Origin of the sequence: Geobacillus jurassicus NBRC 107829, from assembly GCF_001544315.1 — a bacterium.
Lineage (GTDB): Bacteria > Bacillota > Bacilli > Bacillales > Anoxybacillaceae > Geobacillus > Geobacillus jurassicus.
This window is the reverse complement of record NZ_BCQG01000036.1, coordinates 1-16705: the sequence shown is the minus strand read 5'-3', so window position 1 is coordinate 16705 and position 16705 is coordinate 1. Positions and strand designations below refer to the sequence as shown.

Annotated in this window: 14 protein-coding genes; all 14 read right to left on the bottom strand. The window is 53.0% G+C overall.

Annotated elements, in window-relative coordinates; all coding sequences use genetic code 11:
* Positions 1–3 precede the first annotated feature (3 nt).
* The 14 genes from rplV to rpoB all read right to left on the bottom strand — a co-directional run bounded on the left by rplV (position 4) and on the right by rpoB (position 16276).
* Positions 4–345 (bottom strand): 50S ribosomal protein L22, encoded by a 342-nt coding sequence (gene rplV, locus GJ1_RS11335; protein ID WP_011229625.1) that lies wholly within the window; start codon positions 343–345, stop codon positions 4–6.
* 18 nt (positions 346–363) lie between these two features.
* Complete coding sequence (rpsS, locus tag GJ1_RS11330; RefSeq protein WP_011229624.1) at positions 364–642, bottom strand: 30S ribosomal protein S19; 279 nt, start codon at positions 640–642, stop codon at positions 364–366.
* A 33-nt stretch (positions 643–675) separates the two neighbouring features.
* Complete coding sequence (rplB, locus tag GJ1_RS11325; protein ID WP_011229623.1) at positions 676–1506, bottom strand: 50S ribosomal protein L2; 831 nt, start codon at positions 1504–1506, stop codon at positions 676–678.
* A 27-nt stretch (positions 1507–1533) separates the two neighbouring features.
* The gene (gene rplW, locus GJ1_RS11320; RefSeq protein WP_011229622.1) at positions 1534–1821 is read right to left on the bottom strand and encodes a 50S ribosomal protein L23; all 288 of its coding nucleotides are present in this window, start codon (positions 1819–1821) and stop codon (positions 1534–1536) included.
* Positions 1821–2444, bottom strand: a complete 624-nt coding sequence (gene rplD / locus GJ1_RS11315) for a 50S ribosomal protein L4 (RefSeq protein ID WP_066232456.1) — start codon at positions 2442–2444, stop codon at positions 1821–1823. Before rplD ends, rplW begins: the two co-directional genes overlap by 1 nt.
* Positions 2445–2473: 29 nt before the next feature.
* Positions 2474–3115 (bottom strand): 50S ribosomal protein L3, encoded by a 642-nt coding sequence (rplC, locus tag GJ1_RS11310; protein WP_066232453.1) that lies wholly within the window; start codon positions 3113–3115, stop codon positions 2474–2476.
* Between the two features lie 20 nt (positions 3116–3135).
* Complete coding sequence (gene rpsJ / locus GJ1_RS11305) at positions 3136–3444, bottom strand: 30S ribosomal protein S10 (protein ID WP_008881945.1); 309 nt, start codon at positions 3442–3444, stop codon at positions 3136–3138.
* 576 nt (positions 3445–4020) lie between these two features.
* Positions 4021–5208 carry an elongation factor Tu gene (gene tuf, locus GJ1_RS11300; protein WP_011229619.1) on the bottom strand — a complete coding sequence of 396 codons (1188 nt, stop codon included), beginning with the start codon at positions 5206–5208 and terminating at the stop codon, positions 4021–4023.
* Positions 5209–5338: 130 nt separating this feature from the next.
* Complete coding sequence (gene fusA / locus GJ1_RS11295; RefSeq protein WP_066232450.1) at positions 5339–7417, bottom strand: elongation factor G; 2079 nt, start codon at positions 7415–7417, stop codon at positions 5339–5341.
* 175 nt (positions 7418–7592) lie between these two features.
* Positions 7593–8063: a 30S ribosomal protein S7 gene (gene rpsG, locus GJ1_RS11290; protein ID WP_025950560.1), complete on the bottom strand. Its 471-nt coding sequence runs from the start codon at positions 8061–8063 to the stop codon at positions 7593–7595.
* Between the two features lie 39 nt (positions 8064–8102).
* On the bottom strand, positions 8103–8525 hold the full coding sequence (gene rpsL, locus GJ1_RS11285) for a 30S ribosomal protein S12 (protein WP_011229616.1): 423 nt from the start codon (positions 8523–8525) through the stop codon (positions 8103–8105).
* Between the two features lie 96 nt (positions 8526–8621).
* The gene (locus GJ1_RS11280; protein ID WP_066232448.1) at positions 8622–8870 is read right to left on the bottom strand and encodes a 50S ribosomal protein L7ae-like protein; all 249 of its coding nucleotides are present in this window, start codon (positions 8868–8870) and stop codon (positions 8622–8624) included.
* A gap of 133 nt (positions 8871–9003) precedes the next feature.
* On the bottom strand, positions 9004–12603 hold the full coding sequence (gene rpoC, locus GJ1_RS11275) for a DNA-directed RNA polymerase subunit beta' (RefSeq protein WP_066232506.1): 3600 nt from the start codon (positions 12601–12603) through the stop codon (positions 9004–9006).
* Positions 12604–12703: 100 nt separating this feature from the next.
* Positions 12704–16276: a DNA-directed RNA polymerase subunit beta gene (gene rpoB / locus GJ1_RS11270; protein ID WP_066232445.1), complete on the bottom strand. Its 3573-nt coding sequence runs from the start codon at positions 16274–16276 to the stop codon at positions 12704–12706.
* Positions 16277–16705: the final 429 nt, after the last annotated feature.

Below are 16705 nucleotides of genomic sequence, written 5' to 3'. Positions count from 1 at the left end.
GGATTATCCCTCCTTCTTTTCTGAAACGACGATCGTAATATGGCTTGTGCGTTTGTTAATGGCGCTTGCCCGGCCCATTGCGCGCGGACGGAAACGTTTCAGCGTCGGGCCTTCGTCGACGTACGCTTGCGTGATCACCAAGTTGTTGACGTCCATATCATAGTTGTGTTCAGCGTTAGCGACTGCCGATTTCAATACTTTTTCAATGATCGGGGAAGCGGCTTTTGGCGTATGGCGCAAAATGGCGAACGCTTCGCCAACTTCTTTCCCGCGAATCAAGTCAATGACTAAGCGCGCTTTACGAGGAGCGATGCGAACGGTTCTCGCAACAGCTTTAGCTTGCATATCTAGAACCTCCTCTCATTACCGTTTCGTTTTCTTGTCATCGCCGGCATGGCCGCGGAACGTGCGTGTCGGCGCAAATTCACCGAGTTTGTGCCCGACCATGTCTTCTGTGATGTAGACCGGAACGTGCTTGCGGCCGTCGTACACCGCGATCGTATGCCCGACAAACTGCGGGAAGATCGTTGAACGGCGAGACCATGTTTTAATCACTTGTTTTTGCCCAGTTGCATTCAGTTTTTCGATTTTTTTCATCAAATGCTCATCGCAAAACGGACCTTTTTTCAAGCTGCGACCCATAAGTGAACCTCCCTTCTGAATTGCGCTCGTTCATTATTTCTTACGGCGACGGATGATGAATTTATCCGATTTGTTTTTCTTCTTGCGCGTTTTGTAACCAAGCGTCGGTTTGCCCCATGGCGTCATCGGCGACTTGCGTCCGATTGGCGCTTTCCCTTCACCACCGCCGTGCGGATGGTCAACTGGGTTCATTACCGAACCGCGAACCGTCGGACGAATCCCCAACCAGCGGGCGCGCCCTGCTTTCCCAATGTTGACAAGTTCGTGCTGCTCGTTCCCGACTTCACCAACCGTTGCGCGGCATTTGCCTAAAATCATGCGCACTTCGCCGGAAGCTAAACGAACGATGACGTATTTGCCTTCTTTCCCGAGCACTTGCGCCGATGTGCCGGCTGCGCGCACCAATTGCCCGCCGCGGCCTGGTTTCAGCTCGATGTTGTGGACGAGCGTACCGACCGGGATGTTTTCAAGCGGTAACGCATTGCCGATTTTAATGTCCGCATCCGGACCCGACATGATTTCCATGCCGACTTTCAAGTTTTTCGGCGCAATGATGTAGCGTTTTTCACCGTCTGCATAGTTGATGAGCGCGATGTTGGCGGAACGGTTCGGATCGTACTCAATCGTAGCAACGCGTCCTGGAATTCCGTCTTTGTCGCGTTTAAAGTCGATAATTCGGTATTGACGTTTATGGCCGCCGCCTTGATGGCGCACCGTAATTTTCCCTTGGTTGTTGCGGCCTGCCTTTTTCTTTAACGGGGCAAGCAACGATTTTTCCGGCTGATCTGTCGTAATTTCCGAGAAATCAAGCACCGTCATGCCGCGACGGCCGTTCGATGTCGGTTTGTACTTTTTGATCGCCATCGGAATGTCCCTCCTTCGTCATGAATATTACACTTCAAACAGTTCGATTTCTTTGCTGTCCGGCGTCAGCGTTACGATCGCTTTGCGGCGGCGGTTCGTATAGCCGCTGTAACGGCCGACGCGTTTGAATTTCCCTTTATAGTTCATGATGTTCACTTTGGCGACTTTGACGCCGAAAATTTTCTCGACCGCGTCTTTCACTTCTGTCTTATTCGCCTTGACGTCGACCTCAAACGTATACTTTTTTTGCCCGATCAAGTTCATTGTATTTTCCGTGATGATGGGGCGCTTAATAATGTCGCGAGGGTCTTTCATTATGCAAGCACCTCCTCTACTTTCTCCACGGCCGCCTTCGTAATGACAAGTTTGTCATGGTTCAGCACATCGAGCACATTGATGCCGTTGGCGGCAACTACTTTCACGCCCGGGATGTTGCGCGCCGACAAATATACGTTCTCATTCAGCTCGTCGGTTACGATGAGCGCTTTCCGGTCAACCGAGAGGTTGTTTAAAATTTTCACCATTTCTTTCGTTTTCGGCGCTTCGAGCGTCAGCTGATCCAATACAACGATGTCGTTTTCAAGCACTTTCGAAGACAACGCCGATTTGATCGCTAAACGGCGAACTTTTTTCGGCAATTTGTAGCTGTAGCTGCGCGGAACCGGACCAAATACCGTACCGCCGCCACGCCATTGCGGAGCGCGAATGGAACCTTGGCGGGCGCGTCCTGTCCCTTTTTGGCGCCACGGTTTGCGGCCGCCGCCGCTCACTTCAGCGCGGTTTTTCGTTTTATGCGTTCCTTGGCGCATCGAGGCGCGTTGCATAATGACTGCTTCAAACAACACATATTTATTTGGTTCAATCCCAAAAACGGCGTCGTTCAACTCGATTTCGCCGACCGTCTGACCGTTTTGGTTGTATAATGCTACTTTTGGCATTACGTAGTTCCTCCTTTCCTGGCCGAATGTTATTTCGCCTTCTTCGCCGCTTTCACGGCGCTTTTGACGATGACTAAACCTTTTCTCGGACCTGGCACATTGCCTTTAATGAGCAGCAAATTGCGCTCTGGATCCACTTTGACGATTTTCAAGTTTTGGATCGTCACGCGCTCACCACCCATGCGGCCCGGCAAGTTTTTCGTTTTGAAAACGCGGTTCGGCGCGATGGACCCCATCGAACCCGGACGGCGATGGTAACGGGAACCGTGAGCCATTGGTCCGCGCGATTGGCCGTGGCGTTTGATTGCCCCTTGGAAGCCTTTCCCTTTCGAGATGCCCGTAACATCGACAATTTCGCCTTCGCTGAAGATGTCGACTTTCACTTCTTGACCTACTTCGTATTCATTAATGTTGGCGCCGCGGATTTCACGAATGAAGCGCTTAGGTGCCGTATTTGCTTTGGCAGCATGGCCAATTTGCGGTTTGTTGGCGCGTTTTTCGCTAATATCCTCAAAACCTAATTGAATCGCTTCGTAACCATCATTTTCGATCGTTTTCTTTTGCAAGACGACGTTCGGCGTCGCATGAATGACGGTTACCGGAATCAAATCGCCATTTTCCGCAAATATTTGCGTCATACCGATTTTTCTTCCTAAGATTCCTTTCGTCATATGTCACACCTCCCAGTCGATTAAAGTTTAATTTCAATGTCGACGCCCGACGGCAAATCCAAACGCATTAACGAATCAACCGTTTGTGGAGTCGGGTTGATGATGTCGATCAAACGTTTATGTGTCCGCATTTCGAATTGTTCACGGGAGTCTTTGTACTTATGAACAGCGCGCAAGATCGTATACACCGTTCTTTCCGTTGGCAGCGGGATCGGGCCCGATACTTTTGCCCCGGAACGTTTTGCGGTTTCCACAATTTTCTCCGCCGATTGGTCTAAAATTCGATGATCATAAGCTTTCAAACGAATGCGAATTTTTTCTTTTGCCATTTGGTTTTCCCTCCTTCTTCGCCTATTTTGAAAATAGACTTCTCCACAGAAATTTCCTGCACACCGCCGTGGCAAAGCGGCCGGGTGTGTCAGCAACCTTCCGCTTCATCGCAGTCAAAGACCAACATTTGATATTATACTGGTATGTAAGCGAGATTGCAAGTTATTTCTTCGCTTTTCCCACACTTTTTCATTATACATAGCTGCCACCTCGTTTTCAACACGATCGCCAAGTGGCGAAGGCTGGAAAAAATCGCGGCCGCGGCACCCGTGCCACACTGCCGTTGCCCGTTGATTCTTCATCTACGCTGCCCGGAAACTGATTTTCTTCATTAAATGTATTCAATCATGCATCGACAAAAAAGATGCCCATTGCTGGGCATCTCGGATCTAGAAGGTTGGTGAAAAACCGCGTTTTCTTCAAAATGGTTGTCATGAACGTGCGGAAGAGCTGTTGATCCATTAGCGAAAACTCCGCGGTCGGAGCGTTTTTCCGTTCAATCGCCGGCCTTCTAGGTCGCATAAGACGGCATCAAAAAAAGGATGTCCATTGCTGGACACCCTTTTTTGCCGCGATTACTCGATGATTTCCGATACAGAGCCAGCGCCAACCGTACGGCCGCCTTCGCGGATCGAGAATTTCGTGCCTTCTTCGATCGCGATCGGAGCGATCAGTTCAACCGTCATTTCAACGTTGTCGCCAGGCATAACCATTTCGACGCCTTCCGGAAGCGTGATGATGCCCGTTACGTCCGTCGTACGGAAGTAGAATTGCGGACGATAGTTCGAGAAGAACGGAGTATGGCGTCCGCCTTCCTCTTTCGTCAGAACGTAAACTTGCGCTTTGAATTTCGTGTGCGGCGTGATCGAGCCAGGTTTCGCCAATACTTGGCCGCGCTCAACTTCGTCGCGCGATACGCCGCGGAGAAGCGCACCGATGTTGTCGCCAGCTTCAGCTTGATCGAGAAGTTTGCGGAACATTTCTACGCCCGTAACGGTCGTCGTTTTCGGCTCATCCGACAGACCGATGATTTCAACCGGGTCGCCGACTTTCAACGTACCGCGTTCAACACGGCCCGTCGCAACCGTACCGCGGCCCGTGATCGAGAAGACATCCTCGATTGGCATCATGAACGGTTTGTCCACTTCACGTTGCGGCGTCGGGATGTATTCGTCAACCGCATTCATCAATTCAATGATTTTTTCTTCCCATTGCGGGTCGCCTTCGAGCGCTTTTAATGCCGAACCTTTGATGACCGGCACTTCATCGCCCGGGAAGTCGTATTCAGAGAGAAGATCGCGAACTTCCATTTCAACGAGTTCAAGCAACTCTTCGTCGTCCACCATGTCGCATTTGTTCAAGAATACAACGATGTACGGAACACCGACTTGGCGGGACAGAAGAATGTGTTCGCGCGTTTGCGGCATCGGACCGTCAGCAGCCGATACAACAAGGATCGCGCCGTCCATTTGCGCCGCGCCCGTGATCATGTTTTTGACGTAGTCCGCGTGGCCCGGGCAGTCAACGTGCGCATAGTGGCGAGCATCTGTTTCATACTCGACGTGCGCCGTCGAAATCGTAATCCCGCGTTCACGTTCTTCCGGAGCAGCGTCGATTTGGTCGTACGCTTTTGCTTCAGCTTTGCCTTGTTTGGCCAAAACCGTCGTGATCGCAGCTGTCAACGTCGTTTTCCCGTGGTCAACGTGGCCGATCGTGCCAATGTTGACGTGCGGTTTCGTGCGCTCAAATTTCGCTTTAGCCATGAGAGATATCCTCCTTAAAAGTAAGATATGAATTGATATGGTTAGGTAAAGTATTAGGATGCTTGGGAACAAAATGTTCCCAAGTCTTACTTACATAAGTATTTATAGCGAAACTAGCAAGAGAAATCAATTATTCGCCTTTATTTTTTTTGATAATTTCATCGGCGATGTTTTTCGGCACTTCTTCATAATGGTCAAACACCATCGAGAACGTTCCGCGCCCTTGCGTGTTCGAACGGAGCGATGTTGCATAACCGAACATTTCGGCCAGCGGCACCATGGCCCGAACGACTTGGGCGTTGCCGCGCGCTTCCATCCCTTCGATGCGCCCGCGGCGGGACGTAATGTCGCCCATGATGTCGCCGAGGTACTCTTCAGGGATGACGACTTCAACTTTCATGATCGGTTCCAAAAGAACCGGATCGCACTTCGTCGCGGCGTTTTTCAACGCCATGGAAGCAGCGATTTTGAACGCCATTTCGCTCGAGTCGACATCGTGGTACGATCCGTCGAACAGTTTCGCTTTAATGTCGACAACCGGATAGCCGGCTAAGACGCCGTTTTGCATCGCTTCTTCCAATCCCGCTTGGACGGCCGGCACATACTCTTTCGGGACAACCCCGCCGACGATGGCGTTCTCGAATTCGAAGCCTTTGCCGCGCTCGTTCGGCGAGAATTCGATCCAAACGTGGCCGTATTGACCGCGGCCGCCGGACTGGCGAATGAATTTGCCTTCGACTTGCGCCGATTTGCGGAACGTTTCGCGGTAGGCGACTTGCGGCGCCCCGACGTTCGCTTCGACTTTGAATTCACGGCGCATCCGGTCAACGATAATGTCAAGATGCAACTCGCCCATCCCAGAGATGATCGTTTGTCCCGTTTCCGGGTCGGTATGAGCGCGGAAAGTCGGGTCTTCTTCTTGCAGTTTTTGCAGCGCTTGGCTCATTTTGTCTTGGTCGGCTTTCGATTTCGGTTCGATCGCCACCGAAATGACCGGCTCTGGGAATTGCATCGACTCTAGAATGACAGGATGTTTCTCATCACATAGAGTATCGCCGGTCGTCGTATCTTTTAAACCTACCGCTGCGGCAATATCACCGGCATAGACTTTCGAAATTTCTTGGCGGTGGTTCGCATGCATTTGCAGCAGGCGGCCGATCCGTTCACGCTTCCCTTTCGTCGTATTCATGACGTATGAACCGGAATCAAGCGTCCCGGAGTAGACGCGAATGAACGTCAATTTTCCGACGTACGGGTCGGTCATGATTTTAAACGCCAAAGCAGCAAATGGAGCATCGTCGCTGGCTTCGCGCGTCACTTCTTCCTCGGTGTCCGGAACGACGCCGCGAATGGCCGGGATGTCAACCGGGGACGGCAAGTAGTCGACAACGCCGTCAAGAAGCAACTGAACGCCTTTGTTTTTGAATGCCGAGCCGCAGAAGACCGGGAAGAATTCAACGCTGATCGTCGCTTTGCGGATCGCCGCTTTCAGCTCTTCCGTCGTGATTTCTTCCCCTTCCAAATATTTCATCATCAGTTCTTCATCAAGCTCAGCGACCGCCTCAACGAGCTTGCCGTGATATTCTTCCGCCATCTCGCGGTACTCTTCCGGAATGTCAATGCGCTCAATGTTTTTGCCAAGCTCATCATGGTAATGGTACGCGCACATTTCAACCAGGTCGATAATGCCGGAGAATTGGTCTTCAGCACCGATCGGCAGCTGCACCGGATGGGCGTTCGCTTGCAGGCGGTCATGGAGCGTTTTCACCGAATACAAGAAATCGGCGCCGATTTTGTCCATTTTGTTGACAAACACAATCCGCGGGACGCCATATGTAGTCGCTTGGCGCCAAACGGTTTCCGTTTGCGGCTCAACGCCCGATTGCGCATCCAAGACCGTGATGGCTCCGTCCAATACGCGCAGCGAACGTTCCACCTCGACCGTAAAGTCGACGTGCCCAGGCGTGTCGATGATGTTGATGCGATGGCCTTTCCATTGCGCCGTTGTCGCCGCCGACGTGATCGTAATTCCGCGTTCCTGTTCTTGCTCCATCCAGTCCATCGTGGCTGCGCCTTCGTGCACTTCTCCGATTTTATGAACGCGGCCGGTATAGAACAAGATCCGTTCGGTCGTCGTCGTTTTCCCGGCGTCAATGTGCGCCATAATTCCTATGTTGCGAGTCTTTTCTAAGGAGAACTCTCTTGCCATAGCGGTTATTTTCTCCTTCCTTCAAAATAAAATAGTAGATGGCGCCGCCATCTATGGCGCGATCCTTTGCCTTGAAAGCGTCCGGCGTACAGCCAAAAAAACGCAATATATGTAGGAAGATAGGTGAACAGGCAACCGCAGTGCCTTCTCACCTATTTCCTTCAAGCGGCGCTCCTTACCAGCGGTAGTGGGCAAACGCTCTGTTCGCTTCCGCCATTTTATGCGTATCTTCGCGTTTTTTCACTGCTGCACCTGTGTTGTTGGCAGCGTCCATAATTTCGTTCGCCAAGCGTTCTTCCATCGTTTTTTCATTGCGAAGGCGAGCGTATTGCACAAGCCAGCGCAAACCGAGCGAAACGCGGCGGTCCGGACGGACCTCAACCGGAACTTGGTAGTTCGCCCCGCCGACGCGGCGAGCGCGCACTTCCAACACCGGCATGACGTTTTTCAGCGCTTGCTCAAACACTTCCATTGGATCTTTACCCGTGCGCTCACGGATCATATCAAAAGCGGTATAAAGAATTTTTTGTGCTTTCGATTTTTTGCCGTCGATCATAATTTTATTGATCAAACGGGTGACAAGCTTCGAATTGTAAATCGGATCCGGCAGTACGTCACGTTTAGCAACAGGGCCTCTACGTGGCATAGTGTTTCCTCCCTTCAGGAAAACATTCTCTTCATTTCATTATTTTTTCGCTGCTTTTGGTTTTTTCGCACCGTATTTCGAACGGCCTTGCATCCGGTTCGCTACGCCGGCAGCATCCAATGCGCCGCGGATGATGTGGTAGCGCACCCCTGGCAAGTCTTTGACACGTCCGCCGCGGATGAGCACAACGCTGTGTTCTTGCAAGTTGTGACCGATCCCCGGGATGTACGCCGTGACTTCAATCCCGTTTGTCAGGCGGACACGGGCGTATTTCCGCAGCGCCGAGTTCGGTTTTTTCGGCGTCATCGTGCCGACACGCGTGCAGACGCCGCGTTTTTGCGGAGACGAAACGTTCGTTTGTTCTTTTTTGAAGCTATTGTACCCTTTGTTCAACGCAGGGGATTTCGATTTCACAACTTTTTTCTCGCGTCCTTTGCGGACCAATTGGTTGATTGTAGGCATGAAAAGATCCTCCTTTCACATGTATCGTTTAAGCCCACATATCCAGGTGGTTCATCGTTTATGCAAATAAAGGTTTTAAAGAGAAAAGGTAAAGCGTTAACGAAGGATCGCCACCGCGGCCGCGCCGACTTGGATTTTGCACGCCTTGCCAAGCTTTTTCATCGAATCGACTTTTGTGACCGGCACGTTCGCCTCATTGGCGGCGGCAGTCACTTTCTCGATGATCGGCAAGTCGGCATCCTCCGCTACGATCACTTCTGCTGCTCTCCCTTCCTTTAAAGCCCTTATCGTTTGTTTGGTTCCAATCACGATTTTCCCAGCCTGTAATACTTTTTCATAAGACATGTAACATATCCTCCAAAGTACCAGGTTGTTGGAACACCTTTATTAGACTACCATTTTCTTTGCCGATTGTCAACCGGATTTTTTATTTGGCAATGGCCGGCCAAGGACACCCTAGCCGGCCATCCTGCTTGCTCTATTTGGACGGCACTGTGTCGCCAGCCGTTTCTTTTTTGACGGCCGGCTTCACTTTGCGGTAGCGGGCCATGCCTGTTCCGGCCGGGACGAGCTTGCCGATAATGACGTTTTCTTTTAAGCCGAGCAACTCATCCCGTTTTCCTTTGATCGCCGCGTCGGTCAAGACGCGCGTTGTTTCTTGGAACGAGGCGGCCGACAAGAACGAGTCTGTCTCAAGCGACGCTTTCGTAATGCCAAGCAGCACTTGGCGGGCCGTCGCCGGCCGTTTCCCTTCGCGAAGCGCTTGAGCGTTGACATCCGTAAACTGATGGACGTCCAACAGCGTGCCCGGCAGCACATCGGTATCGCCGGCATCGATAACGCGCACTTTACGCAGCATTTGCCGCACCATGACCTCGATGTGCTTATCGCTGATTTCCACCCCTTGCATCCGGTACACTTTTTGCACTTCACGGAGCAAGTACTCTTGAACGGATGTAATATCGCGCACGCGCAACAGCTGCTTCGGGTCGACCGAGCCTTCTGTCAGCTCTTGGCCGCGCTCGACGCGCTGCCCCTCTTCGACTTTCAGCCGCGCGTTGTACGGCGCTACATACGTGCGCGTTTCCACCTCGCTTTGCACGACGATTTCGTATTGGTTGTCGCGCGTTTCGTTAATCGAAATGACCGTGCCGTCAATTTCGGAGATGACCGCTTGCCCTTTCGGGTTGCGCGCTTCAAACAGCTCTTGCACCCGCGGCAAACCTTGGGTGATATCGTCGCCAGCGACGCCGCCTGTATGGAACGTGCGCATCGTCAGCTGCGTGCCCGGCTCGCCGATCGATTGAGCGGCGATAATGCCGACCGCTTCGCCGACTTCGACGTCCATGCCGGTCGCCATGTTGCGGCCGTAACATTTTTTGCAGACGCCATGGCGCGTGTTGCAGGCAAAGACGGAACGAATCCATACTTCCGTAATGCCGGCTTTAATGATTTCATTGGCGATATCTTCGGTGATCATCTCATCTTTGCGGACGATCACTTCACCCGTTTCCGGATGGCGCACCGTTTTATGAGCATAGCGGCCGACAAGCCGTTCTTCGAGCTTGACGACGACTTCCGTGCCGTCTGTTAGCGCCCGTGCCAAAATGCCGCGGTCGGTGCCGCAATCTTCCTCTCGGACAATGACGTCTTGCGCCACGTCGACAAGACGCCGCGTGAGATAGCCCGAGTCGGCCGTTTTGAGCGCCGTATCCGCCAACCCTTTCCGCGCGCCGTGCGTCGAGATAAAGTACTCCAATACCGTCAAGCCTTCGCGGAACGACGACTTGATCGGCAGCTCGATGATCCGGCCGGCCGGGTTGGCCATCAAGCCGCGCATCCCGGCAAGCTGTGTAAAGTTCGACGCGTTCCCGCGCGCTCCGGAATCGCTCATCATAAAGATCGGGTTGCGCTTATCAAGCGATTTCATCAACCGGTCTTGAATTTTGTCCTTCGCCGCGCTCCAGATGGAAATGACGCGCTCGTACCGTTCTTCGTCGGTGATCAAGCCGCGGCGGAACTGTCTCAAAACCGTATCGACTTTCGCTTGCGCTTCATCCAAAATTTCTTGTTTTTCCGGCAGAACGACGATATCGGCCACGCCGATCGTGATGCCGGCCTTCGTCGAATATTGGAAGCCGAGGTCTTTCATGCGGTCGAGCATCTTCGACGTTTCGGTGATTTTGAACCGCTTGAACACTTCGGCGATAATTTGTCCGAGCACTTTTTTCTTAAACGGCGGAACAAGCTCGCGTTTGCGAATCTCTTCGCGCACGTTGACCCCTTTGTCAAGGAAGTACTTGTCCGGCGTCCGCCCTTCGATGTTTTCTGTCGTCGGCTCATTGATGTACGGGAACGAATTGGGCAAAATTTCATTGAAAATGAGCTTCCCGACGGTCGTAAGCAACAGTTTGTTGTTTTGCTCTTCGGTAAACGTTTCGTTTTTCAGCGAGCCGGCGTGAACAGCAATGCGCGAATGGAGATGGACGTAGCCATTATGGTAGGCAAGCAGCGCCTCGTCAGTGTCTTTGAACACCATGCCTTCGCCGATGGCTCCTTCGCGCTCCATCGTCAAGTAGTAGTTGCCCAACACCATGTCTTGTGACGGCGTCACGACTGGCTTCCCGTCTTTCGGGTTCAAAATGTTTTGCGCCGCGAGCATCAACAAGCGCGCTTCGGCTTGCGCCTCAGCCGACAGCGGCACGTGCACCGCCATTTGGTCGCCGTCAAAGTCCGCGTTGTACGCCGTGCAAACGAGCGGATGGAGACGAATCGCCCGCCCTTCCACAAGCGTCGGCTCAAACGCCTGAATGCCGAGACGATGCAGCGTCGGGGCGCGGTTTAACAGCACTGGATGTTCTTTAATGACATCTTCAAGTACATCCCATACTTCCGGATGGACGCGCTCGATTTTCCGTTTCGCGCTTTTAATGTTGTGCGCCAACCCCCGCTCCACGAGCTCCTTCATAACGAACGGCTTGAACAGCTCAAGCGCCATTTCTTTCGGCAGCCCGCATTGATACATTTTCAAGTTCGGGCCGACGACAATGACGGAGCGGCCGGAATAGTCGACACGTTTGCCGAGCAAGTTTTGCCGGAAGCGCCCTTGCTTCCCTTTCAGCATGTGGGAAAGCGATTTTAACGGACGGTTCCCCGGCCCCGTCACCGGACGGCCGCGGCGGCCGTTGTCAATTAAGGCGTCGACTGCTTCTTGCAACATCCGCTTTTCGTTTTGAACAATGATGTTCGGTGCGCCAAGGTCAAGCAGCCGTTTCAGCCGGTTGTTGCGGTTGATGACGCGGCGGTATAAATCGTTCAAGTCCGATGTCGCAAACCGCCCGCCGTCAAGCTGAACCATCGGGCGCAACTCCGGCGGAATGACCGGCAACACATCAAGCACCATCCAAGCCGGGTCGTTCCCCGAGCTGCGGAACGCTTCAAGCACTTCAAGCCGCTTGATAATGCGGGCGCGCCGTTGCCCTTGCGCCGTTTTCAGCTCTTCTTTCAGCGTGGCCACTTCTTTATCCAAATCGATGTCTTGGAGCAGCTTTTTGATCGCCTCCGCTCCCATCAATGCTTGGAACGATTGGCCGTATTTCTCGCGATAGGCGCGGTATTCTTTTTCCGACAGCAGCTGTTTTTTCTCAAGCGGCGTATCGCCCGGGTCGGTTACGACATAGGAAGCAAAATAAATGACTTCTTCGAGCGCCCGCGGCGACATGTCAAGGACAAGCCCCATCCGGCTCGGGATGCCTTTGAAATACCAAATGTGCGAAACCGGGGCAGCGAGCTCAATATGGCCCATCCGTTCGCGGCGGACTTTCGAGCGCGTCACTTCGACGCCGCAACGGTCACAGACGACGCCTTTGTAGCGAACGCGTTTATATTTGCCGCAATGGCACTCCCAGTCTTTCGTCGGACCGAAAATGCGCTCGCAAAACAAACCGTCTTTTTCCGGCTTTAACGTCCGATAGTTGATTGTCTCCGGCTTTTTGACCTCGCCATACGACCAAGAACGAATTTTCTCCGGGGAAGCGAGCCCAATTTTCATGTACTCAAACTTATTGACATCTAGCAAGGGGTATACCTCCCTTTTTGATCCGTCGGTTTTGCTGTCGTCCGTTCGCTGGAGCGGCCAACGGCGGGGAAACACTCCCCGCCTGGCCGTCATTGTCGGTTTACTCTTTCGTCACCGCATCTTTTTCTTCGCCGGCTTCTTCCCGTTCAGCCGGTTTGACGTCCACCATGATGGCATCCGGCGCATGGTCGTCGTCATCGTCAAAGTTTTCCATGTTCACTTCCTGTTCATCGCTCGTCAAAATCGTGACGTCCATACCCAAGCTTTGCAGCTCTTTGATCAACACTTTAAACGACTCCGGCACACCCGGCTCCGGAATGTTTTCCCCTTTGACGATGGCTTCGTACGTTTTGACGCGGCCGACGACGTCGTCGGACTTGACGGTCAAAATTTCTTGCAGCGTGTACGCTGCTCCGTACGCCTCAAGCGCCCATACTTCCATCTCACCAAAGCGCTGGCCGCCGAACTGCGCCTTGCCGCCGAGCGGTTGCTGGGTGACAAGCGAGTACGGGCCGGTGGAACGAGCATGAAGCTTGTCGTCGACCATGTGGGCGAGCTTGATCATGTACATGATCCCAACCGACACGCGGTTGTCAAACGGTTCACCCGTTCGGCCGTCATACAGCACCGTTTTCGCGTCGCGCGCTAGACCTGCCTCTTCGAGGATGTTCCAAACATCCTCCTCCGTCGCCCCGTCAAAAACCGGGGAAGCGATGTGCAAGCCGAGCTTTTTCGCCGCCATGCCCAAGTGCAGCTCAAATACTTGCCCGATGTTCATCCGCGACGGAACGCCAAGCGGGTTCAACATGATGTCAATCGGCGTGCCATCCGGTAAGAACGGCATATCTTCCTCCGGCAAAATGCGGGAAATAACCCCTTTGTTCCCGTGGCGGCCTGCCATTTTGTCGCCCTCGGAAATTTTCCGCTTTTGCACAATATAGACGCGCACAAGCTGGTTGACGCCTGGCGGAAGTTCATCGCCGTCTTCGCGGTTGAACACTTTGACATCAAGAACGATGCCGCCGCCGCCGTGCGGGACGCGCAACGACGTATCGCGCACCTCGCGCGCCTTTTCGCCGAAGATGGCGTGCAACAGCCGCTCTTCCGCCGTCAGCTCGGTCATTCCTTTCGGCGTCACTTTGCCGACGAGCAAGTCGCCGTCTTTCACTTCTGCGCCGATGCGGACGATGCCGCGTTCATCCAAGTTTTTCAGCGCATCCTCTCCGACGTTCGGAATGTCGCGCGTAATTTCTTCCGGACCGAGCTTCGTATCACGCGATTCGGCTTCGTACTCTTCAATATGGATTGACGTATACACGTCTTCTTTGACGAGCCGTTCGCTCATGATGATCGCGTCTTCGTAGTTGTAGCCGTCCCATGTCATAAAGGCAACAAGCACGTTGCGGCCAAGCGCCAATTCGCCTTTATCCATCGACGGGCCATCGGCCAAAATTTCGCCCTTCTCAACGATATCGCCTTTTTTCACGATCGGCCGCTGGTTGTAGCATGTGCCTTGGTTCGAACGAACGAATTTCAGCAGCCGGTATTTATCTAAATCACCCTTGACTTCTTTGCCGTCCACTTCAATCAGCCGACGCACCCAAATCTCCTTCGCCTCGACGCGCTCGACGATGCCGCGGTGCTTGCAAATGACCGCTGCGCCCGAGTCTTTCGCCGAAACATACTCCATCCCCGTGCCGACGATCGGCGCTTCCGGTTCCAACAGCGGCACGGCTTGCCGCTGCATGTTCGCTCCCATCAAGGCGCGGTTTGAGTCGTCGTTTTCCAAAAATGGGATGCACGCCGTCGCTGCCGAGACGACTTGCTTCGGCGAAACGTCCATGTAGTCGACGCGGTCGCGCTTAACGACGATATTCTCGCCGCGGAAACGGGCGACAACGTTTTCTTCAAGGAACGTGCCGTCCTCCGCAAGCGGTACGTTCGCCTGCGCTACAACGTAATTGTCCTCTTCATCAGCTGTCAAATAATCGATGTGGTCCGTCACCCGTCCCGTTTCCGGATCGACGCGCCGGTACGGCGTTTCAATAAAGCCGAACTTGTTCACCTTCGCGTAAGTGGACAGCGAGTTGATGAGCCCGATGTTCGGACCTTCCGGCGTTTCGATCGGACACATCCGCCCATAGTGCGAATAATGGACGTCGCGCACCTCAAAACCAGCGCGCTCGCGCGTCAATCCGCCAGGGCCGAGCGCGGACAGGCGGCGCTTGTGCGTCAGCTCAGCGAGCGGGTTCGTTTGATCCATGAACTGTGACAGCTGCGAGCTGCCGAAAAACTCTTTGATCGCCGCGATCACTGGACGGATGTTGATGAGTTGCTGCGGCGTAATCGTGTTCGTATCTTGGATCGACATGCGCTCGCGCACGACGCGCTCCATGCGCGACAGACCGATGCGGAATTGGTTTTGCAGCAGCTCACCGACCGAACGGAGGCGGCGGTTGCCTAAATGGTCGATGTCATCCGTATCACCAACGCCGTGGAGCAAGTTGAAGAAATAGCTGATCGACGCAATGATGTCAGCCGGTGTAATATGTTTGACATCTTCGGCGATAAAGCCGTTGCTAATGACGTTAATCACTTTTTGGCCATCCGGGTCATTCGGGGCATAAATTTTGATCGTTTGCACCGAAATGTCCCCGTCCACCACCCCTTCGGCCGGACGGTACGTCTTTAGGCCGACACCTTTTTCCAAGTACGGAAGCAGGCGGTTCAGCGTCCGGCGGTCGATCATCGTTCCGGCTTCGGCGATGACTTCCCCCGTTTCCGGATCGGCGATCGTTTCCGCGAGCAGCTGATTGAACAAACGGTTTTTAATATGAAGTTTTTTGTTGATTTTATAGCGCCCTACGCTCGCCAAGTCATAGCGTTTTGGGTCAAAAAAGCGCGACGCCAGCAAATTTTTCGCGTTCTCCAGCGTCGGCGGCTCGCCCGGGCGAAGACGCTCGTAAATTTCAATCAACGCTTTTTCCGTGCTGTCGGTATTATCTTTTTCAAGCGTATTGCGCAAGTATTCGTTGTCGCCGAGCAGGTCGATGATTTCTTTATCGGAGCTGAACCCGAGCGCACGAAGAAGCACCGTAACCGGCAGTTTACGGGTGCGGTCGATGCGAACGTAAACGACGTCTTTCGCATCGGTTTCGTATTCAAGCCATGCGCCGCGGTTCGGGATCACTGTCGCCGAGTAGCCGCGTTTGCCGTTTTTATCAACTTTGTCGCTGTAATAAACGCTTGGTGAACGGACGAGCTGGGAAACGATGACGCGTTCCGCCCCGTTGATAATAAACGTTCCAGTTTCCGTCATGAGCGGAAAATCGCCCATAAACACGTCTTGTTCCTTCACTTCGCCCGTTTCTTTATTGATCAGGCGAACTTTGACGCGAAGCGGCGCCGCATATGTAACGTCGCGTTCTTTCGCCTCTTCGACCGTATATTTCGGCTCTCCTAGACTATAATCAATAAATTCAAGCGAGAGATTGCCGGAAAAGTCTTCAATCGGGGAAATTTCCCTGAACATTTCCCGCAGCCCTTCATCGAGAAACCATTGGTAGGAGGACGTTTGAATTTCGATCAAATTCGGCAATTCCAGCACTTCGCTGATGCGTGCGTAGCTTCTGCGTTGGCGGTGTCGCCCGTATTGAACTAGTCGGCCTGTCAAGAGTGATTCACCCCTCAAATGTAGACATTAGTGAAAACCGGAACCGGAACAGCGCCTTCCCCCGCCCCGCTCGGCAATCAATGCCGTCAAGGCGGCTTGGCCGCTCCGTCATTCCGGGGCAAAGCGCTAGGCATGCATGCGGCCGGCCCCCGCCATCCGGACGGAAACGGCTTCGTTTCGTGCACCGCCGTTTCATTTAGAGGATTTAACACGCTCCCGGCGCGAGGAAACCAGGCGTTGAACGGAGAAAAAAAGAAAATGGTTTCTATTCCAATAGAAAACCATATGGTTCGTTGCTTATTGATTTTATCATTGTTTCCATTTCATCCAAAATTATACATCATCCCCTCTATGCGGGAAATGTGCATATTTAGCATTTTATAATGCTACCACAATAAAAAAACGGTGTCAACATTTTTTCGCCTTTAG

What these genes read in the sequence shown, in the direction of transcription:
- rplV (WP_011229625.1), bottom strand. Translation starts at nt 345, where the DNA reads ATGCAAGCTAAAGCTGTTGCGAGAACCGTTCGCATCGCTCCTCGTAAA.
- rpsS (WP_011229624.1), bottom strand. Translation starts at nt 642, where the DNA reads ATGGGTCGCAGCTTGAAAAAAGGTCCGTTTTGCGATGAGCATTTGATG.
- rplB (WP_011229623.1), bottom strand. Translation starts at nt 1,506, where the DNA reads ATGGCGATCAAAAAGTACAAACCGACATCGAACGGCCGTCGCGGCATG.
- rplW (WP_011229622.1), bottom strand. Translation starts at nt 1,821, where the DNA reads ATGAAAGACCCTCGCGACATTATTAAGCGCCCCATCATCACGGAAAAT.
- rplD (WP_066232456.1), bottom strand. Translation starts at nt 2,444, where the DNA reads ATGCCAAAAGTAGCATTATACAACCAAAACGGTCAGACGGTCGGCGAA.
- rplC (WP_066232453.1), bottom strand. Translation starts at nt 3,115, where the DNA reads ATGACGAAAGGAATCTTAGGAAGAAAAATCGGTATGACGCAAATATTT.
- rpsJ (WP_008881945.1), bottom strand. Translation starts at nt 3,444, where the DNA reads ATGGCAAAAGAAAAAATTCGCATTCGTTTGAAAGCTTATGATCATCGA.
- tuf (WP_011229619.1), bottom strand. Translation starts at nt 5,208, where the DNA reads ATGGCTAAAGCGAAATTTGAGCGCACGAAACCGCACGTCAACATTGGC.
- fusA (WP_066232450.1), bottom strand. Translation starts at nt 7,417, where the DNA reads ATGGCAAGAGAGTTCTCCTTAGAAAAGACTCGCAACATAGGAATTATG.
- rpsG (WP_025950560.1), bottom strand. Translation starts at nt 8,063, where the DNA reads ATGCCACGTAGAGGCCCTGTTGCTAAACGTGACGTACTGCCGGATCCG.
- rpsL (WP_011229616.1), bottom strand. Translation starts at nt 8,525, where the DNA reads ATGCCTACAATCAACCAATTGGTCCGCAAAGGACGCGAGAAAAAAGTT.
- GJ1_RS11280 (WP_066232448.1), bottom strand. Translation starts at nt 8,870, where the DNA reads ATGTCTTATGAAAAAGTATTACAGGCTGGGAAAATCGTGATTGGAACC.